The following is a 17,924-nucleotide window of genomic DNA, read 5'->3' on the forward strand; positions in this document are numbered from 1 at the left end:
GGTCTACCCAGACCACCCCCGCGCCAGTGCTAGCTTTGCGTACCGTCACTTATTGCACTGAAAACGAGGAGACCCCGCTTGTGGCCGAGCTTGTCCTGCCCGTAACCGAAGGCGAAGGCGCCCGCCATGGCCGCGAGGTTGAGCACGAAGATCAGCGCCATCGTTTCCTGCTGCTTGAAGCCGATGACCTGTTCCGCGTAGATGGCCGCCAGCGCCACCGCCACCGCCACCCCGCCCTGGTAGGCGGCCGTGCAGGCCAGCAGCCAGGTGAAGTCGCGGTAGTGGCGCGCCTGGCGGAAGGTGGCATGCAGCCGCTTCAGCGACGCGCGCCAGCCGCCCTCGCGCCCCGCCTGGGGCTGCGCGCGCTCACGAAGCAGCGACAGCGTGACCAGCGAGGCCAGACCGAACATGGCGGCCGTGACCATCATGGTGACCGGCACGAACTGCCCGGCCTTCTGGCCCTGCGCCTGCGCCCACAGCACGTAGGCCAGGCACAGCCCCAGGGTGAGCATGCCGCCCACATAGCCCAGGCTCCAGCCCCAGCCGCTCACGCGGCCCATGGCCTCGGGCCGGGCGATCTCGGGCAGGAAGGCCGCGATCAGCGATTCGCCCCAGGCGAAGCACAGGTTGGACAGCACGATGAGCACCACGCCCAGCGCCACCGCGCCCGGCTGCACCAGGGCCAGGCCGGCCGTGGTGGCCACGCAGCCCAGGGTGGTGAGCATCAGCAGGCGCTTCTTGCGGGCGTGGCGGTCGGCCCAGGCGCCCATGGCCGGGATGGTGAACATCACGATCAGGTTGGACAGGCTGAGCGCGGCCGTCCAGGCGAAGGTGGCCCAGGTGGCGCCGCCGGCCACCGCGCCCACGAAATAGGCCGCGAACACGGCCGTGAGCACCACCGTGGTGTAGCCGGAGTTGGCGAAGTCGTACATCGCCCAGCCGAACACCTCGCGCTTGCGCACGCCGGGGTTCAGGGCGGTGCCAGGCATCAGTGCAGGTGCCGCGGCTTGCGCGGCCCGCCGTGGCCCGAGGGACCGTGACCACGAGGCGGTTTGCCCAGTTGCATGGAACTCACCAGCGCGTCGAAGCGCTGGTTGAACAGCTTGTCGATGGACGCGACCACGTCGCCCAGCTCGGCGGCGTCGAAGTGGCGTTCCATCACCTGCACCACGTCCTGCACGAGCAGGTCGCGCTGCACCTGCATGATGGCCGCGGGCGTGGGGCCGACGAAGCACATGAGGAAATCGTCGCGCGCTTCCTCTTCGCTGTTCTCGTCTTCCTCGTCGAACTCGGTGTCGTAGAAGGACACCTCCAGCGGCGCGCCGGCCGAGGCGATTTCGTTCAGGCCCATGCAGGCGTCCTCGACGGCCTGGCGGAAGTCCTCGTCGCCGTTGACCGTCCAGCAGATCTGCAGGGTGTGCGATTCGGCGTCGAAGCGGATGCCGGGCTCGTCTTCGTAGCTGCTTTCGGCGGCCGCCGCCAGCGAGCGCCCGCCGGCGTATTGCCACAGGGGCTTCAGGGCCTCCTGGATCTGGTCGAACACCACGTCCTCGCGCAGGGGCACGTCACCGTGCACGTGGATTTCGAAAGGGGCGTCGTATCGGCTGCTCATGGAAACTCACTCTACCGGGCTGTCCGGAAAAAACCTAGGCCCCCGCATGGAAAGCGCCTGGTGCCTCGAACCGGGATCGAACCGGTACGCCCCCTTTCGGGCAGCGGCGGAGTTTAAGTCCGCTGTGTCTACCAATTTCACCATCGAGGCAGGGGCCAGGGGCGGGATTGTCGCAGGTGAATGCAAACGCCCCACGGGCCGTGGGGCCGGTGGGGCGTCGCGTCAGGGCATGGGTGCCGGCTAGGCCAGCAACCCCGGTAGCCAGAGCGAGAGCGAAGGAAACGCGCAGAGGATGAACAGGCGCACCACGTCGGCTGCGATGAACGGCATGGTGCCCCGGTAGATCTGCCCCAGCGAGAGATCGCGTGCGATGGAGTTGATGACGAACACGTTCATGCCCACGGGCGGGCAGATCATGCCGAAGGTCACCGCCATGACCACGATCACGCCGAACCACACCGGGTCGAAGCCCAGGTGCACCATGGCGGGGAACACGATGGGCACCGTCAGCAGCAGCATGGCCAACTCGTCCATCACCGCACCCAGGATCAGGTAGCCCAGCATGATGAGCGCCAGCACGCCATAAGGGCCGACCGGCAGGTTCACCAGGAAGTCCACCGCGTTCTGGGTGAACTGGGTGATGGTGAGGAAATAGCCGAACAGGTAGGCGCCGACCACGATGGTCATGATGGCCGAGGACACGCGCAGCGCGCTGATGAGCGATTCCTTGATCTGGGGCCAGCGCAGGCGCCCGCGCGCCATGCCGATGAGCAGCGTGCCTGTGGCCCCGACGCCGGCCGCCTCCTGCACCGTGAACAGGCCGCCGTAGATGCCCCCGAGCACGAAGACGAAGAGCACGATCACGGCCCACAGGGGCTTGAGCGTGGCCAGGCGTTCGGCCCAGCTGTGGCGTTCGCCCTGAGGCATCCATTCGGGGCGCAGGCGCGCAATGATGGCGACCACGATCGAGTAGAAGACCACCGCCAGCAGGCCAGGCACCACCCCGGCCGCGAAGAGCTGGGTGATGTCGACCTCGGTCATGATCCCGTAGAGCACCAGGATCACCGAGGGCGGGATCATGATGCCCAGCGTGCCCCCCGCCGCGATGAGGCCGGCGGAGATCCCGGGCTCGTAGCCGGCGCGGCGCATCTCGGGCAGTGCCACCTGCGTCATCGTGGCGGCCGTGGCCACCGACGAACCGTTGATGGCCGAGAAGCCGCCGCAAGCCGCCACCGAGGCCAACGCCAGGCCGCCGCGGCGGTGGTGCAGCCAGGCGCGGCCGGCCGCGAACAGCTCGGCACTCATGCCCGAATGGGACGCGAAGGCGCCCATCAGGATGAACATCGGGATGACGATGAGGTTGTAGTCCGTCAGCACCGACAGCGGCACGTTGGCCAGCAGGTTCAGGCCCGGAGAGAGCCCCCCCAGCGCGGCGAAGCCCGCCACGCCCGCGATGCCCATGGCCACGCCGATGGGCACGCGCAGTGCCATCAGCGCGAACATGCCGACAAAGCCCAGCAAGGCGACGAGATCACGATCCATGGATGCCCTCCACGGTGACCTCGTCAACGGCGTCGGCGTGCGCCTCGCGGCCGAAAGGCAGCAGCCCCAGGCGCGCCAGGGCCAGCACAGCGGCCACGGTGGCGCCCACGGCGGCCGCGCTGTAGAACCACTTGAGCGGCAGGCGCAGGTCCATGGTGCCCTGACTGCCGGTGCCGCCCACCTTGATCCAGACCATCCAGGCCAGGGGCGCAAGGAAGGCCAGGGTCACGGCGGTGGCCAGCACGTCAATCCAGCGCTTGCCGCGTGGGCCCAAGGCCTCCCACAGCAGGTCCACCGCGATGTGGTTGCCGTACCAGGTGGCCAGCGCGATGCCCCAGAACATGGCGATACCCAGCAGCATCTGCGTGCCGTCGAACCAGTCCGGGATCTGCCAGCCCAGGGCGTAGCGCACGAGCACGTTCCCCGCCGTCAACAGCGCGATCACGAGCAGCGAGAGCGCGGCCAGCGTCTCGACCGCCGACAGCAGGCGCTTCATCAGTTGGCGCCCCCGCGGGTGCTCAGCTCCTTGCGCAGATCATCCAGGGCGGCCTGACCGTTCACGCCGCTGGCGCTGGTGGCCTTCACCCAGTCGGCGTAGATGGGCTCCACGGCCTTCTTCCAGGCGTCCATCTGCGCGGGCGTGAGCTTGACCAGGGTGTGGCCACCGGCCTTCTCCATCTCCTCGCGGCCGCTGTCCTCGCTGTTGCCCCAGTCGGCCCCGACCTTGCCGGCCCACTCGTTGTTGCAGTGGTCGTCGATGACCTTCTTCTGGCCGGCGGCCAGGCCGTCGTACCAGGGCTTGTTCATCACCCAGACGAAGTCGGAGGCGTAGAAGCGCATGTCGGTGTGGTACTTCACCGCCTTGTCGATGCCGAAGGTGATGATGGACTTCCAGGGGAAGGTGATGGCGTCGGCCAGGCCCTTCTGGATGGCGTCGCGCGCCTCGGGCGCCGAGACCTGCACGTTGGTGGCGCCCAGCAGGCTCATGGTCTGGGCCACGGTGCCGTTGGCCGAGCGGATCTTCATGCCCTTGAGCTGACCGGGCTCGGTGATGGGGTTCTTGGAGTGAAAGGTGCCCACGTGGACGTGCGCGAAGCAGAACTTCACGTCCTTCATTTCCTGGCCGGCGTACTTGCGGTACCACTGGTCCAGCGCGGCCGAGGCCGGGCCGGGCTTGCCCAGCAGGAAGGGCAGCTCACCGGCGGCGATGAGCGGAAAGCGGCCAGCCTGGTAGCCGGGGTTCACCCAGGTCATCTGCGCGATGCCGTCGCGCGCCATGTCGTAGTGGTCGGCCGCCTTGCCGAGCTGCTGCGCGGGGAACAGCATGACCTTGATGGAGCCCTTGGAGGCCGCTTCGACCGACTTGGCCCAGGGCTCGAAGCCGAGCTTGGCCAGTGGGTGCGTGGCGGGCAGCCAGTGCGCGAACTTCAGTTCGACCGGTTTGTCCTGCGCCTGGGCGCCGAGGGCGCCCAGCGTGAGCGCCGCCAGCGCGGCGAAGCGGATGGCGGTGAGGCGGGGAGTCTTCATCGTGTGTCTCCTGTTGTTGAGGTCGTGCTGCGGTAACGGAAGCATGCCAGCGGCGGAGCCGATCATGCGTTGGGGGAACTCGGGGCGGCGTCGCCGCCGGGACGACGCGGTGCCCAGAAGATGGGCTGGGCCGCGGCCGGCGTGCGCGCGTGCGCGGTGTTGAGCGTGCCTTCGGGGTCGGCCAAGGTGGCGCGCAGGGCCTGCTCCAGCGCCAGGGCGCTGGCGGCGTCGTCCACCTCGCCCACCAGGGCGGGCTTCACGTGCGTGGCCCACAGGCGCGCGTAGTTCTGGCGGCCACGCACCTGCGTGTCGCCGTAGCCCTTGATGACCTGCGGCAGGCCCGCCACCGAGGCGGCCAGGCGCGGCGTGCGCGGGGCCAGGTGGGCCATGGCCGCGAGCCAGGCGCGCAGGGCCTCGTCCTCGTGCGCGAAGCGCAGCGAGCGCGGGCGCAGCGGACGCAGCCAGGCCAGGGTGCGCAGCATCAGGAAGCCCCACAGGCTGCTGGTGCGGATGTGCAGGCCGAAATGGGCCTTGCCCATCCAGCCGCGGCGCTCGGCCAGGCGCACGAGGGCCTCGCCCAGGGCGCGCGGCAGCACGGCGGCCACTTCGTCGGGGCCGGGCTTGAAGTGCTCGGTGATGCGCACGATCTCGCCAGGGCGCGCTTCGGCTTCGCTGCGTACGCGCGCGAAGCGCGAGGCACGGCTCTTGAGGTCGGCGACGCGAATCACGTCCTCGTAGCACATCCACAGTGCCAGGTGGCGGATGGCCTCGTCGCGCGCCACCTCGGCCTCGGGCGGGCAAGCCCGCACCAGCGCGTCCACGCGTTCCAGGAAGGTCTGCGCGTAGGCGCGGTTCTGGTAGTCCAGGCAGCGCAAGGCGCCGTGCGCGGCGAGGCGCTGCACGGCCTCGGGCCAGGCCTTCAGGCGCGCGGACCAGTCGTGGCGCAATGCCTGCGGCAACTCGGCGGCGGTGAGCGCGGCGGCGGCTTCGGCATCCACCACCCCTCCCTGCGCCGCGTCGAAAGCCGCGCCGAAGCCGGCCAGGCTGGCCTGCACGCCACGCCCGGAGTCCTTGATCACGGCCTCGCAGACCTCACGCGGCCAGGGGAACACGCCGGCGCCGGCCAGGGCGCCGAACATCACGGCCGACACGACCGTGCCGTGGCGGCGGGTGAGCACGTCCATGTCGAACAGCACGGCGCGGCCCGCCAGCGCCTGCGCAGCACCGGCCAGGCGCTGCGGGTCGTGGCGGCCGTCGGCCATGTGCATCTTCTCGAGCGTGGTGTAGACGCGGTGCGTGGAGGCCACCAGCGTGGTGCGCGCGTTCACGAAGCCGCGCTCGACCATACGAGCGGCTTCCAGCAGTTCACTGGCCACCAAGGCGTCCACGTTGCCCGGCACGGGCGAGAGCGCGAACACCGGCGCGGCGCCCGTGGCGGGCTGGCGCAGCATCTCGATGTAGTAGCTGGTGGCGCCGGTGCGCTGGGCCACGCCGGGCACCGACGTGGCCTGCACGGGCAGGCCCTGGCGCACGGCGCACTCGACGATCCAGTCGGCCAGCACGCCGCCGCCCTCGCCGCCCAGCGCGGCGATGAGGATGGTGAAGGGAGCGTTGGATGGACTCATGGGATCAGGCCGGTTGGAGAAGACCGATGAAGAAGCGGTTGAGGCGGTCGCTCACGCGATCCCACCAGCCGGGGTTGGAGATCACCTCGATCTGGTGGAACGAGGGACACAGCACGGCGGCGTCGGCCACCTCGCCGCACAGGCCGCAGCCCACGCAGCCGTTGGTGACGTGCGCCACCGGCTCGCGGCGCAGCGGGTCGGAAGACGCCTTCACCGTGAGCGTGGGGCAGCCCGAGAGGCGGATGCAGGAGTGGTCGCCGGTGCAGGTGTCCTCGTCCACGCCGTAGCGCACGCGCACGCTGCGCAGGCCTTCCTTGAGGCGGCGCGCGCGGATGGGCTTCAGGCGGCGCTGGCGTTCGAGCTGGCACTCGCCCTCGGCGATCACCACCTTCAGGCCCTTGAAGGGCGAGCGGATGGCTTCCTTGAGCGTGTCGCGCACGCGCGCGACGCGGTAGTTGTGCACCGTGCGGATCCACTTCACGCCCATGCCCTTGAGCGTGTCCTCGATGGTGGTCTCGGTGGCGGTGGCGCTGTTGCCCTCGGCGAGCTGCTTGGCCTCCTGCTCGGGCGTGGAGATGGTCTCCTGGGTGCCCGTGGCCGAGGTGTAGCCGTTCTTCATGATCACCAGCACGCCGTCGCCCTGGTTGAGCAGGGCCGAGCTGACGCCCGAGAGCAGGCCGTTGTGCCAGAAACCGCCGTCGCCCATGATGGCCACGGGCCGCTGGGCGGAGAAGTTCTTCACCGCCGCACTGGACGCCATGCTCATGCCGTAGCCGAGGATGGAGTTGCCGAAGGAGAACGGCTCGAAGGTGGCGAAGGAGTGGCAGCCGATGTCGGTGGAGATGTGCAGCTTGCCGGTGTCGCGCTCCACCAGCTTGAGCGCGGCGAACACCGGGCGCTCGGGGCAGCCGACGCAGAAGTTGGGCGGGCGCTGCGGCACGCCACCGCCCAGGGCCTCGCTGGCCTGGGCGCGCAGTTGCGCCACTTCGGTGGACAAGGCGCGCGCGGGCTGCACGTCCACCGTTTCAAGGTGCTCGGCCATGAAGGCCTCGATGCCTTTGAGCAGCACCTCGGCGGTGTACTCGCCGCCCATGGGCAGCAGGTCCTTGCCGTGCAGGGCCGTGTCCACCTTGGCGCGGCGCAGGTGGGCGTTGATCTCCTGCTCGATGAAGTCGGGCTGGCCCTCCTCCATCACCAGCACGGCGCGCTTGTTGCGGCAGAAGTCGGCGATCTGCTCGGGCACCAGCGGGTAGACCACGTTGAGCACCAGCATGGGCACGTCGGTGTGGCCCTCGCCGTCGGCCAGGCCCGCGAGCTGCAGCGCGCGCAGCGCGGTGTTGGTGAGGCCGCCCTGCACGATGATGCCGACGTCTTCATGGCGGCCCGGCAGGTGTTCGTTGAGGCCCGAGTCCACGATGTAACGCCGCGCGGCGGGCAGGCGCACCTCGTACTTGAGCTTCTCGTGGCGGAAGGTGGCCGGCGGGTGCGAAAGGCGGTCGTAGCTGAAGTTCGCCGCCTGCATCTGCAACTGGCGCGTGGAGATGGCCGGCGCGATGTTGTCCTTGGTGTCGAAGCTGCCGCGCACGTGGCAGGCGCGGATGCGCAGCTCCATCATCACGGGCGTGTTGGAGGCTTCGGAGAGCTCGAAGCTCTTCTCGACCATGCGCACGATGGTGGGCAGGTTGGGACGCGGGTCCATGAGCCACAGCGCCGACTTCATCGCGAAGGCGTGGGTGCGCTCCTGGATGACGCTGGCGCCTTCGCCGTAGTCCTCGCCCACGACGATGAGCGCGCCGCCCATGACGCCGGGCGAGGCCAGGTTGGACAGCGCGTCGGAGGCGACGTTGGTGCCGACGACGGACTTCCAGGTGACCGCGCCGCGCACGGGGTACATGATGGACGCGGCCAGCATGGCCGCAGCCGAGCTTTCGTTGGTGCAGGCCTCGACGTGCACGCCGAGTTCGTCCATGTAGTCACGCGCCTGCACCATCACGTCGAGCAGGTGGGTGATGGGCGAGCCCTGGTAGCCGCCGACGTAGGTGACGCCGGATTGCAGCAGGGCCTTGGTGACGGCGAGGATGCCTTCGCCATGGAAGGTGTCGCCCTGGCCCAGTTTGAGGGCCTCGATTTCGCGGTGGAAGGAACGCTCCACTGTTGTCTCCGTGTCTCGTGGGTGGCCGGTCTCTGGCGGATCCGGCGTTGGGGCGGGAATGTAGGGGGGGTTGGGGCATCTGTCCAACCGAATGTGTCGATGATGTGTATCCATGGTGTGGATACCATTGGGGTCTTCGCCGGCTGCCCCGGACGTCGGCGACCGGGTGCCCGGCTCCGCGAATGTCCCCCGGACGGCTGCGCCGTCCTCCTCCTTTATTTCGCTGCGCCGGGCACCCGATCACCAACGTCCTGCTCGGCTTTCGAACCATGAACTTCCGTCAGCTTGATCTGAATCTGTTGCGCGTTCTTGCCGCCATCCATCGCACGGGCTCGGTCACGGCGGCGGGCAAGGCGCTGTCGCTGTCGCAGTCCGCCACCAGCAGCGCGCTGGCTCGTTTGCGCGGGCACTTGAAGGACGAGCTGTTCGTGCGCACGCCGGGCGGTTTGAAGCCCACGCGGGTGTGCGAGCGCATCGCGCCGGAGGTGACGGATCTGTTGCAGCGGCTCGAGTCGACCATGAGCGCGCAGGAGGCGTTTGACCCAGCGCGCAGCGAGGTGCGCTGGAAGACCTCGCTGTCGGATCTGGGCGAGATGATGTTCCTGCCGCCGCTGGCGGCGGCGCTGCGCGAGCAGGCGCCGCACGCGCGGCTGTTCAACGTGTCGGTGGCGGCCGAGGACCTGCCGGGCGCGCTGGAGGCGCGCGAGATCGATTTCGCCATCGGCATCCTGAACCCGCGCCAGCGCGGCATGCGAACCGATCTGCTGTTTCGCGAGCGGTACGTGGCGATGAGTTCGGGCCGGTGGCGGCCGCCATCGGGTCGCGCCAGCGCACGGCTCACGCCCGATCAGTTGGCGCAGGCCTCGCTAGTGGTGGCCTCGCCCACCGCCACCTTTCACGGCAGCGTGGAGAAGATGCTGGTGCGCCTGAACCTGTCGGACCGCATCGTGCTGCGGGCGCGCCACTTCGGCGCCCTGCCCGACCTCGCGCTCAACACCGACCTGCTCACCATCGTGCCGCAGATGTACGCCGACAACCTGAGCGAGCGCCACGACATGCGCGTGTGGGAACTGCCGCCCGACGCCTCGCCCGACTACGAGGTGCGGCTGGTGTGGCACAGCAGCACGGCGAACGACCCGGCGCAGGTGTGGATACGGGAGCAGGTGCACCGGTTGTTCCGGCGGTAGCGCGGGGGGCGTTCTTCCTTTTTTCTTTGGTGAGGCAAGGGTTGGCGTGGCGTTTCTCGCCTCTTCCTCGCGAGGGCCGCTGGTGCGTGTGCCCGTTCTCCGGCCCACGCTCGGCGATTAAATGGAATCTGACCCCAATTAAGGGGGCCGAATTTCTGGTGGTGCGCACGGGCGTCACTCTCGACGGATGGTGGGGTTCGCGGGCGCAGGCCCCATTCGCGCTTGCCACAGAGGGGGCGTGCCAACAGCGGTGGTGACGCAGGCCCGGTGGCGTGCCCGGGGACATCTGCGCGAGCGTGGGCCGGAGAACGCGGACCACGCCAGCCGTCAGCGCGAAGTGGCAGCGCGAAACGCCACGCCAGCCAGCCACCCACCCACCCAGGAAAAGCTCAAAGCCCCAGCTTCTGCGTGAACAGCCGCTCCGCGAAGCGCCGCCGCTCGTCCTTCTGCGCCTTGGTGCTCAGCGTGGGCATCAACGATTCCGACACCACGTAGCTGTACAGCAGGAAGGCGCGCGAGCGCGCCTCCACCACGGGAAAGCCCAGCGCCGAGAAGAGCTGCGCGATGTAGCCGATGCGGCTGGCGTCCGCCTCGTCCACCGCGAAACGCGCCATCTGGTCGCGCCTCGCCCAGGCGCGGATCGCCAGCTCGATGCGCGCCGCGCGCGCCGCCGCACGCCCCCGGAACGGCAGCGACAGCACCCCGCGCAACTGCTCCATCGGGTCTTCGGTGGCCGATTCCAGGCGGACCGTGAGGTTCTCGGTCGCCCGCTCGCGCCACGCCTGCAGCACGCGGCGCAGCAAGTCCTCGCGGTCCTTGAAGTGCCAGTAGAAGCTGCCGCGCGTGACGCCCAGGGCCTGCGCCAGCAGGTCCACGCGCACGTGGTCGATGCCCTGGTCCACCAGCACCTCGGTGGCGGCCTCGATCCAGGTCTCGGGCGTGAGCGAGGCGCGCGTGACATCGCTCGGCGCACGGGGCTTGCGCGCGGAGCCGGTGGGCGTGGAGGCACTCGAACTCATGCCGGAAATTCTATCGACCCCACTTCAGAAAAGATCCGTACAGAAATGTATGGAACTAGGGAAAAACCCTGTATCTCACTGGTGAAAACCCTCGATAGCATTCGTTATGAAACATACATAACTGTATGGAGACATGAATCAACTCGACTGGCTGAACGACCCGGCGTGGATGGCCCCACCCGCTGCCACGGTGGAACACCGTGCCGATGGCAGCTTCGTCCTGCGATCGACCGAACCCCTGGGCGACTACGCGCGCTGCATCGGCGAATGGCTGGAGCATTGGGCCGCGCACACGCCCGACGCGCCCGCGCTGGCCGAGCGCACCGCCACCGGCTGGCGCCGCCTGAACTGGGCCGCGTTGCGCGCGCAGGTGGGCCGCGTGGCGCAGGCGCTGCTGGACATGAACCTAGCGCCCGACGCGCCCGTTGTCGTGCTGTCCGACAACGCCATCGACCACCTGCTGCTGGTGCTGGCCACGCAGCACGTCGGCCGCGCGAGCTGCACCGTCTCCAGCGCCTACTGCCGCCTCACCAAGGACTACGAGAAGGTGCACGGCATCCTGCGCACGCTGCGCCCGGCGCTGGTGTATGCGTCCGACGGCGCGGTTTACGGCCCGGCCATCGCCAGCAGCGGCATCGACGCACCCGTGGTGCTGAGCCAGAACACCGACGCGGTGCCCGGCGCCATCGCGTTCCAACGCCTGCTGAACACACCCGAGACGCCGGCGGTGCGCGCGGCCTTCAAGGCCATCACGCCCGACACCACCGCCAAGTACCTGCTCACCTCCGGCTCCACCGGCACGCCCAAGGTCGTCATCAACACCCACCGCATGCTGTGCGCCAACCAGCGCATGATCGCGCAGGCCTGGCGCTTCCTGGCGCACGAAAAACCCGTGCTGGTGGACTGGCTGCCCTGGAGCCACACCTTCGGCGGCAACCACAACCTGCACATGGTGATGTGCCACGGCGGCACGCTGGTGATCGACGAAGGCCGGCCCGCGCCGGGCCTGGTGGACAAGACCGTGGCCAACCTGGCGGAGGTGCAGCCCACCATCTGGTTCAACGTGCCGCGCGGCTTCGACATGGCCATGCCCATCCTGGAAGCCGACGAGGCCCTGGCGCGCCGCGTGCTGGAGCGCCTGCGCGTGGTGTTCTACGCCGGCGCCGCGCTGCCGCAAGCGAGCTGGGAGCGCCTGCAGGCCCTGGCAAAACGCGTGCTGGGCCGCGAGATCTGGCTCACCACTTCCTGGGGCTCCACCGAAACCGCGCCGGCCGTCACCAGCGCGCACTGGCGCATGGAGCGCGCGGGCGTCATCGGCGGCGTGCTGCCGGGCGTGTCGCTCAAGTTCGTGCCCAACGGCGAGAAGCTGGAGCTGCGCATCCACGGCGTGAACATCTTCCCCGGCTACCGCAACGCGCCCGAGCTCAGCGCGCAGGCGTTCGACGAAGAGGGCTACTACCGCATCGGCGACGCCGGCTTCCTGGCCGACGCGCAGCGGCCCGAGCTGGGCGTGGTGTTCAACGGCCGCGTGGCCGAGGACTTCAAGCTCACCACCGGCACCTGGGTGTCGGTGGGCACGCTGCGCCTGCGCGTGGTCTCGGCCTTCGCGCCGCACGCGCAGGACGTGGTCATCACCGGCCACGACCGCGACGAGATCGGTGTGCTGGTGTTTCCCACGCCGGCCGCCATGAAGCTGCCGCGCGAGGCACTGCACGAGCACCTGGCGCGTGGCCTGGCTGCCTTGCGCGCCGAAGGCGGCGGCTCCTCGCAATCGCCCACCCGCGCGCTGGTGCTCGACGAGCTGCCCAGCGCGGACGCGGGCGAGATCACCGACAAGGGTTACCTCAACCAGCGCGCGGTGCTGCAGCGCCGCGCCGACCTCGTGGCGGCGCTGTACGCCGACGCATCCGGCGTCGTGCGCCCCTCCTCTTCTTCGAAAGTTTCCCGATGAGCCGCGGACAGAGCCAGCTTTTCAACGACGTCTACATCCTCGATGGCGTGCGCACGCCCATGGTGGACTACCAGGGCGCCTTCGCCGACGCCAACCCCATCGACCTGGGCATCAAGGTCGCGCGCGAGGTGCTCAAGCGCACCGGTGTGTCGCCCGAGTCCATTGACTCCGTGCTCGCGGGCAACATGGCCCCCGGCGGCTTCGACCAGTTCTACGTGCCTCGGCACATCGGCCTGTACGCGGGCGTGCCGGTGGAGGTGCCCGCGCTCATGACGCAGCGCATCTGCGGCACCGGCTTCGAGCTGTTCCGCCAGGCCGGCGAGCAGATCGGCGCGGGCGTGGCGAAGAACGTGCTGCTGGTGGGCACCGAGTCGATGACGCGCAACCCGATCGCGGCTTTCGACCACCGCGGCGGCTTTCGCCTGGGCGCGCCGATCGGCTTCAAGGACTACATGTGGGAGGCCCTCACCGACCCGGCCGCCGACATCAGCATGATCCGCACGGCCGAGAACCTGGCGCAGCGCTACAGCATCACGCGCGAGGACGTGGACGCCTTCGCCTCGCGCAGTTTCGAACGCGCCGTGGCCGCGCAGGCCGCGGGCTGGTTCGACGGCGAGATCGTTGCCGTGGGCAACGAGAGCTTCGAGCGCGAGGGCTACCGGGCGCGCGGCATCCGCCTGGCCGGCAAGGCCACCGTGGCCGAGCGCGACACGCACCCGCGCCCCACCCCACCCGAGGTGCTGGCCAAGCTGCGCACCGTGTTCAAGGACGGCGTGCAGACCGGCGGCAACAGCTCGGCCCTGACCGACGCGGCCGCCGCCGCCGTGGTGACCGACGGCGCGGGCCTCAAGGCCTTTGGCAAGCCCGCGCTGGCGCGCCTGGCCGCCGCCGCCGTGGTGGGCGTGCCGCCGGAGATCATGGGCATAGGCCCCGCGCCGGCCATCCGCCTGCTGCTGGAACGCGCCGGCCTGTCGCTGGGCGACATCGCCCGCTTCGAGATCAACGAAGCGCAAGGTGCGCAGACCGTGGCGGTGGCGCGCGAACTCGGCCTCGACGAGAACAAGCTCAACGTGCACGGCGGCGCCATCGCGCTGGGCCACCCGCTGGCGGCCACCGGTGTGCGCCTCACCATCACCTGCGCGCGCCAGTTGCGCGACATCGGCGCGCGCTGGGGCATTGCTTCGGCCTGCGTGGGTGGTGGGCAAGGCATCGCCCTGCTGATCGAAAACCCCTCTGCCGCCGCCTGATCCCATTTTCAAGCCCTCGCGTGTGCGGGCCACGAGCACATGCAACACCACAGGAGACAACACATGAAGACCTTCGTCCGCAACGCACTGGCCGTGGCCGCGCTGGCCGCTGTCGCATCCGCCGCGCAGGCCGATCTCACCATCGGCGTGAGCGTGCCACTCACCGGCCCGGCCTCCGGCCTGGGTATTCCCATGGCCAACGGCGTGAAGATGTGGCCCGCCACCATCGGCGGCGAGAAGGTCAACGTCATCATCCTCGACGACGCCACCGACCCCACCAAGGGCGTGCAGAACGCGCGCCGATTCGTCAACCAGGACAAGGTGGACGTGATCGTGGGCTCGGGCGCCACGCCGGTGGCCATCCCCATGGCCGACGTGGCCACCGAGTCGGGCACCGTGCACCTGGCGCTCTCCCCCATCGGCCTGCCGCCTGGCAAAGACACCTGGAGCTTTCGCATGCCGCAGAGCAACGGCGTGATGGCCGAGGCCATGGTGGAGCACATGAAGAAGCAGGGCGTGAAGAGCGTGGGCTTCCTGGGCTACACCGACGCCTACGGCGAGCAGTGGCTGCAGGCGCTCACCCCGCTGCTGGAGAAGGCCGGTATCAAGCTCACGGGCACCGAGCGCTTCGCGCGTTCCGACACCAGCGTGACCGGGCAAGCGCTCAAGCTCGCGTCGGCCAACCCCGACGCGATGGTGGTCGTGGCCTCGGGCAGCGGCGCGGCGATGCCGCAACTGGATCTCGTCGAACGCGGCTACAAGGGCAAGTTCTATCAGACGCACGCGGCCGCCACGCGCGACCTCATGCGCGTGGGCGGCAAGGCCGTCGAAGGCACCTTCGTCACCACTGGCCCGGTGGTGGTGGCCGAGCAACTGCCCGACAGCCACCCCAGCAAGGCCCTGGGCGTGAAGTTCAACGCCGACTACGAAAAGGTCTACGGCGCCGGCACCCGCAACCAGTTCGGCGCGCACTCGTACGACGCCTACCTGCTGCTGGACAAGCTGGTGCCCGTGGCCGCCAAGAAAGGCAAGCCCGGCACGCCCGAGTTCCGCGCCGCGCTGAAGGCCGCGTTCGAGGACGCCCAGCCCACGCCGGTCACGCACGGGATCATCGACTTCACCGCCGCCGATCACTGGGGCTTCAAGACCGGCTCCGGCGTGGTCATGAAGGTCGTCAACGGCGACTGGAAGTTGGAAAACTGATCGGCCTGCAATGAACGTGACGGGAGACCGCAACCCATGGATCTGAGCATTGCCGCCATCCTCGGCGTCGATGGCGTCATCAACGGTGCGATCTACGCACTGGTGGCGATCGCCCTCGTGCTGGTGTTTGCGGTCACCCGCATCGTTTTCATCCCGCAGGGCGAGTTCGTCGCCTTCGCGGCGCTGACCATGGCGCTGTTCCAGACCGGCGCCCTGCCCGGCACGGTCTGGCTGCTGCTGCTGATGGTGGCGCTGGTGCTCGTGCTGGACGCCGTGCGCGCCTGGCGCGAGGCCTGGCCGCTGGCGCGCTGGGCGCGCCTGGCCGTGCGCACGGCCGCGCTGCCGCTCGTGGCCTGCGGCCTCACCGCCTGGCTGGTGCCCCAGCAGCCGCCCCTGATCGTGCAGGCCCTGCTCACGCTGGCCCTGGTCACGCCCATGGGGCCGCTGGTGTACCGGCTGGCCTACCGCTCGCTGGCCAGCGCCAGCGTGCTGGTGCTGCTCATCGTCTCGGTCGGTGTGCACTTCGCGCTCACCGGCCTGGGCCTGGTCTTCTTCGGCGCCGAGGGCTTTCGCAACCCGCCGTTCTGGGACGAGCGCCTGAGCGTCGGGCCCGTCACGCTCAGCGGCCAGGCCATCATCATCGTCGCCGCATCGCTCGCGCTCATCGTCGCGCTGTTCGTGCTCTTCGACCGCACGCTCACCGGCAAGGCGCTGCGCGCTACCTCCGTCAACCAGACGGGCGCGCGGCTCATGGGCATCTCCACCGACGCCGCGGGCTCGCTGAGCTTCACGCTCGCGGCCTTCATCGGCGCGCTCTCGGGCCTGCTCATCGGGCCCACCACCACCGTGTTCTTCGACAGCGGCTTCCTCATCGGCCTTAAGGGCTTCGTGGCCGCCGTGTTCGCCGGTCTCACCAGTTTTCCGCTCGCCCTCGTGGGCGCGCTCGGTGTGGGCCTGGTGGAAGCCTTCGGCTCGTTCTGGGCCAGTGCATTCAAGGAAGTGATCGTGTTCACCGCCATCCTGCCGGTGCTCTTGTGGCGCTCCTTCGTCGACCCCCACGATGAGGAGCATTGACATGGACCTGCGTCGCTACGGCCTGCTGGCCTTCACCGTGGTCATGCTCGCCGTGCCCTTCCTGCCGGTGCCCGACTACTGGATCACCAAGCTCAACTACGTGGGCCTGTTCGGCCTGGTCGCGCTGGGGCTGGTGCTGCTCACCGGTGTGGGCGGACTCACCTCGTTCGGCCAGGCGGCCTTCGCCGGCCTGGGCGCCTACGCCAGCGCCTTTCTGGCGGTGAAGATGGGGATCTCCCCGTGGATCGGCCTGCTCGCCGGCCTCGGTGTCACCGTCGTCGTGGCGCTGGTGCTGGGCTGGGTCACGCTGCGCATGTCCGGCCACTACCTGCCCTTGGCCACCATCTGCTGGAGCCTCGCGCTGTTCTACACCATGGGCAACCTCGACGCCCTGGGCAAGTACGACGGCCTGCTCGGCGTGCCCGCCATTTCGTTCTTCGGCATCAGCCTGCAAGAGGAGCGGCGCATGTACCTGCTGATCTGGCTGGTGGCCATCGCCTCGGCCATCGCGATCACGCGCCTGCTCGACTCACGGCCCGGGCGCATCATGCGCGCGCTCGACGTGCACCGCGGTGGCGGCAAGACCATGCCCGAGGCCATGGGCGCCTCGACCTTCCGCCACAAGCTGCTGATGTTCGTGATCGCGGCCATCCTGGCCTCGATCTCGGGCTGGCTGTTCGCGCACATGCAGCGCAGCGTCAACCCCTCGCCCTTCGGCATCAAGTTCGGCATCGAGTACCTGTTCATGGCGGTGCTGGGTGGCGCGGGCCATGTGTGGGGCGCCTTCACCGGCGCGGCCCTGGTGAAGCTGGCCGAAGACCAGTTGCAGACCTGGCTGCCCGCGCTGCTGGGCACCTCGGGCAGCTACGAGATCATCGTCTTCGGTGTGGTGCTGGTGCTGGTGCTCAAGTTCGCGCCCGATGGCCTGTGGCCCTCGATCGAACGGCTGCTGCCGGCGCGGCGGCACCGCGCCATCCGGGCAGACACCACCGAACCGCTGCCGGCGCGCGACAAGCCGGCCGCCGGCAGCGTGTTGCTGGAAGTCAAGGACGCACGCCGCACCTTCGGTGGCCTGGTCGCCGTCAACGGTGTGGGCTTCACGCTGCGCGCCGGCGAGATCTTCGGCCTCATCGGCCCCAACGGCGCCGGCAAATCCACCACCTTCAACCTGGTCTCGGGCGTGCTACCGCTCACCAGCGGTGAGGTCTGGCTGCGCGGCGAGCGCGTGGACGGCAAGGGCGCGCGCGAGATCGCCCGCCGCGGCTTGTCGCGCACCTTCCAGCACGTCAAGCTGGTACCCGACATGACCGTGCTGGAGAACGTGGCCCTGGGCACCTACCTGCGCACGCGCAGCGGCACGCTGGCTGCCATGCTGCGCACCGACCGCGCTGAGGAGGCGCGCGCCCTGGCCGAGGCCGAGCGCCAACTGCGCCGCGTGGGCCTGGGCGAACACCTGCACGAACTCGCGGGCAACCTCGCACTCGGTCCGCAGCGGCTGGTGGAAATCGCGCGCGCCCTGGCCAGCGACCCGGCGCTGCTGCTGCTGGACGAACCCGCCGCCGGCCTGCGCCACCGCGAGAAGCAGGCCTTGGCCGAGGTGCTGCGCCAGCTCAAGGCCGAGGGCCTGAGCCTGCTGCTCGTCGAACACGACATGGACTTCGTGATGAACCTGACGGACCGCATCCTGGTGATGGAATTCGGCACGCCGCTGCTGGAGGGCACACCGGCCGAGATCCAGGCCAGCGAGAAGGTGCGCGCCGCGTACCTGGGAACGGAGCACTAGAG

At 69.4% G+C, this 17,924-nt stretch carries 14 protein-coding genes and 1 tRNA gene; 6 read left to right on the forward strand and 9 right to left on the reverse strand.

Going from position 1 to position 17,924, the window contains the following annotated elements; genetic code table 11:
- Positions 1-29: 29 nt before the first annotated feature.
- The 8 genes from BN948_RS19295 to BN948_RS19330 form a co-directional block, all read right to left on the reverse strand.
- The gene (locus BN948_RS19295; RefSeq protein ID WP_081922002.1) at positions 30-989 is read right to left on the reverse strand and encodes an MFS transporter; all 960 of its coding nucleotides are present in this window, start codon (positions 987-989) and stop codon (positions 30-32) included.
- Positions 989-1,612, reverse strand: a complete 624-nt coding sequence (locus BN948_RS19300; RefSeq protein ID WP_009517748.1) for a DUF6806 family protein — start codon at positions 1,610-1,612, stop codon at positions 989-991. The genes BN948_RS19295 and BN948_RS19300 overlap by 1 nt, the downstream gene beginning before the upstream one ends.
- A gap of 58 nt (positions 1,613-1,670) precedes the next feature.
- Positions 1,671-1,762, reverse strand: a tRNA-Leu gene (locus BN948_RS19305).
- Between the two features lie 90 nt (positions 1,763-1,852).
- Entirely contained in the window at positions 1,853-3,154 is a 1,302-nt protein-coding gene (locus tag BN948_RS19310) for a TRAP transporter large permease (RefSeq protein ID WP_009517747.1), read from the reverse strand.
- Positions 3,144-3,650: a TRAP transporter small permease gene (locus BN948_RS19315; protein WP_009517746.1), complete on the reverse strand. Its 507-nt coding sequence runs from the start codon at positions 3,648-3,650 to the stop codon at positions 3,144-3,146. The genes BN948_RS19310 and BN948_RS19315 overlap by 11 nt, the downstream gene beginning before the upstream one ends.
- On the reverse strand, positions 3,650-4,681 hold the full coding sequence (locus tag BN948_RS19320; protein WP_009517745.1) for a TRAP transporter substrate-binding protein: 1,032 nt from the start codon (positions 4,679-4,681) through the stop codon (positions 3,650-3,652). Before BN948_RS19320 ends, BN948_RS19315 begins: the two co-directional genes overlap by 1 nt.
- 62 nt (positions 4,682-4,743) lie before the next feature.
- Positions 4,744-6,306, reverse strand: a complete 1,563-nt coding sequence (locus BN948_RS19325; protein WP_009517744.1) for an indolepyruvate oxidoreductase subunit beta family protein — start codon at positions 6,304-6,306, stop codon at positions 4,744-4,746.
- 4 nt (positions 6,307-6,310) lie between these two features.
- Positions 6,311-8,458 carry a thiamine pyrophosphate-dependent enzyme gene (locus tag BN948_RS19330; RefSeq protein ID WP_009517743.1) on the reverse strand — a complete coding sequence of 716 codons (2,148 nt, stop codon included), beginning with the start codon at positions 8,456-8,458 and terminating at the stop codon, positions 6,311-6,313.
- A gap of 269 nt (positions 8,459-8,727) precedes the next feature.
- Between BN948_RS19330 and BN948_RS19335 the strand changes: the two genes are divergently transcribed.
- Positions 8,728-9,645 carry a LysR family transcriptional regulator gene (locus tag BN948_RS19335; protein ID WP_009517742.1) on the forward strand — a complete coding sequence of 306 codons (918 nt, stop codon included), beginning with the start codon at positions 8,728-8,730 and terminating at the stop codon, positions 9,643-9,645.
- A gap of 389 nt (positions 9,646-10,034) precedes the next feature.
- Here the strand turns inward: BN948_RS19335 and BN948_RS19340 are convergent, their stop codons facing one another.
- Positions 10,035-10,664, reverse strand: a complete 630-nt coding sequence (locus BN948_RS19340) for a TetR/AcrR family transcriptional regulator (protein WP_009517741.1) — start codon at positions 10,662-10,664, stop codon at positions 10,035-10,037.
- A gap of 133 nt (positions 10,665-10,797) precedes the next feature.
- On the opposite strand from BN948_RS19340, the gene BN948_RS19345 reads away from it, so the two are divergent.
- From BN948_RS19345 to BN948_RS19365, 5 genes are all read left to right on the forward strand, one after another.
- A complete protein-coding gene (locus tag BN948_RS19345; RefSeq protein ID WP_009517739.1) occupies positions 10,798-12,615 on the forward strand; it encodes a feruloyl-CoA synthase in 1,818 nt (605 codons plus the stop codon).
- Positions 12,612-13,862 carry a thiolase family protein gene (locus BN948_RS19350; protein ID WP_009517738.1) on the forward strand — a complete coding sequence of 417 codons (1,251 nt, stop codon included), beginning with the start codon at positions 12,612-12,614 and terminating at the stop codon, positions 13,860-13,862. Before BN948_RS19345 ends, BN948_RS19350 begins: the two co-directional genes overlap by 4 nt.
- Positions 13,863-13,925: 63 nt before the next feature.
- On the forward strand, positions 13,926-15,065 hold the full coding sequence (locus tag BN948_RS19355; RefSeq protein WP_035623240.1) for an ABC transporter substrate-binding protein: 1,140 nt from the start codon (positions 13,926-13,928) through the stop codon (positions 15,063-15,065).
- 36 nt (positions 15,066-15,101) lie between these two features.
- Positions 15,102-16,139 (forward strand): branched-chain amino acid ABC transporter permease, encoded by a 1,038-nt coding sequence (locus tag BN948_RS19360; protein WP_009517736.1) that lies wholly within the window; start codon positions 15,102-15,104, stop codon positions 16,137-16,139.
- 1 nt (position 16,140) lies between these two features.
- Entirely contained in the window at positions 16,141-17,922 is a 1,782-nt protein-coding gene (locus BN948_RS19365; protein ID WP_009517735.1) for a branched-chain amino acid ABC transporter ATP-binding protein/permease, read from the forward strand.
- Positions 17,923-17,924 lie beyond the last annotated feature (2 nt).

The sequence above is a fragment of the Hydrogenophaga intermedia genome (assembly GCF_000723405.1).
Lineage (GTDB): Bacteria > Pseudomonadota > Gammaproteobacteria > Burkholderiales > Burkholderiaceae_C > Hydrogenophaga > Hydrogenophaga intermedia.

Excerpts from the sequence above, each read along its gene's own strand:
- BN948_RS19300 (WP_009517748.1), bottom strand. The coding sequence starts at position 1,612 with ATGAGCAGCCGATACGACGCCCCTTTCGAAATCCACGTGCACGGTGAC.
- BN948_RS19310 (WP_009517747.1), bottom strand. The coding sequence starts at position 3,154 with ATGGATCGTGATCTCGTCGCCTTGCTGGGCTTTGTCGGCATGTTCGCG.
- BN948_RS19365 (WP_009517735.1), top strand. The coding sequence starts at position 16,141 with ATGGACCTGCGTCGCTACGGCCTGCTGGCCTTCACCGTGGTCATGCTC.
- BN948_RS19335 (WP_009517742.1), top strand. The coding sequence starts at position 8,728 with ATGAACTTCCGTCAGCTTGATCTGAATCTGTTGCGCGTTCTTGCCGCC.
- BN948_RS19350 (WP_009517738.1), top strand. The coding sequence starts at position 12,612 with ATGAGCCGCGGACAGAGCCAGCTTTTCAACGACGTCTACATCCTCGAT.
- BN948_RS19360 (WP_009517736.1), top strand. The coding sequence starts at position 15,102 with ATGGATCTGAGCATTGCCGCCATCCTCGGCGTCGATGGCGTCATCAAC.
- BN948_RS19295 (WP_081922002.1), bottom strand. The coding sequence starts at position 989 with ATGCCTGGCACCGCCCTGAACCCCGGCGTGCGCAAGCGCGAGGTGTTC.
- BN948_RS19320 (WP_009517745.1), bottom strand. The coding sequence starts at position 4,681 with ATGAAGACTCCCCGCCTCACCGCCATCCGCTTCGCCGCGCTGGCGGCG.
- BN948_RS19325 (WP_009517744.1), bottom strand. The coding sequence starts at position 6,306 with ATGAGTCCATCCAACGCTCCCTTCACCATCCTCATCGCCGCGCTGGGC.
- BN948_RS19315 (WP_009517746.1), bottom strand. The coding sequence starts at position 3,650 with ATGAAGCGCCTGCTGTCGGCGGTCGAGACGCTGGCCGCGCTCTCGCTG.
- BN948_RS19355 (WP_035623240.1), top strand. The coding sequence starts at position 13,926 with ATGAAGACCTTCGTCCGCAACGCACTGGCCGTGGCCGCGCTGGCCGCT.
- BN948_RS19345 (WP_009517739.1), top strand. The coding sequence starts at position 10,798 with ATGAATCAACTCGACTGGCTGAACGACCCGGCGTGGATGGCCCCACCC.
- BN948_RS19340 (WP_009517741.1), bottom strand. The coding sequence starts at position 10,664 with ATGAGTTCGAGTGCCTCCACGCCCACCGGCTCCGCGCGCAAGCCCCGT.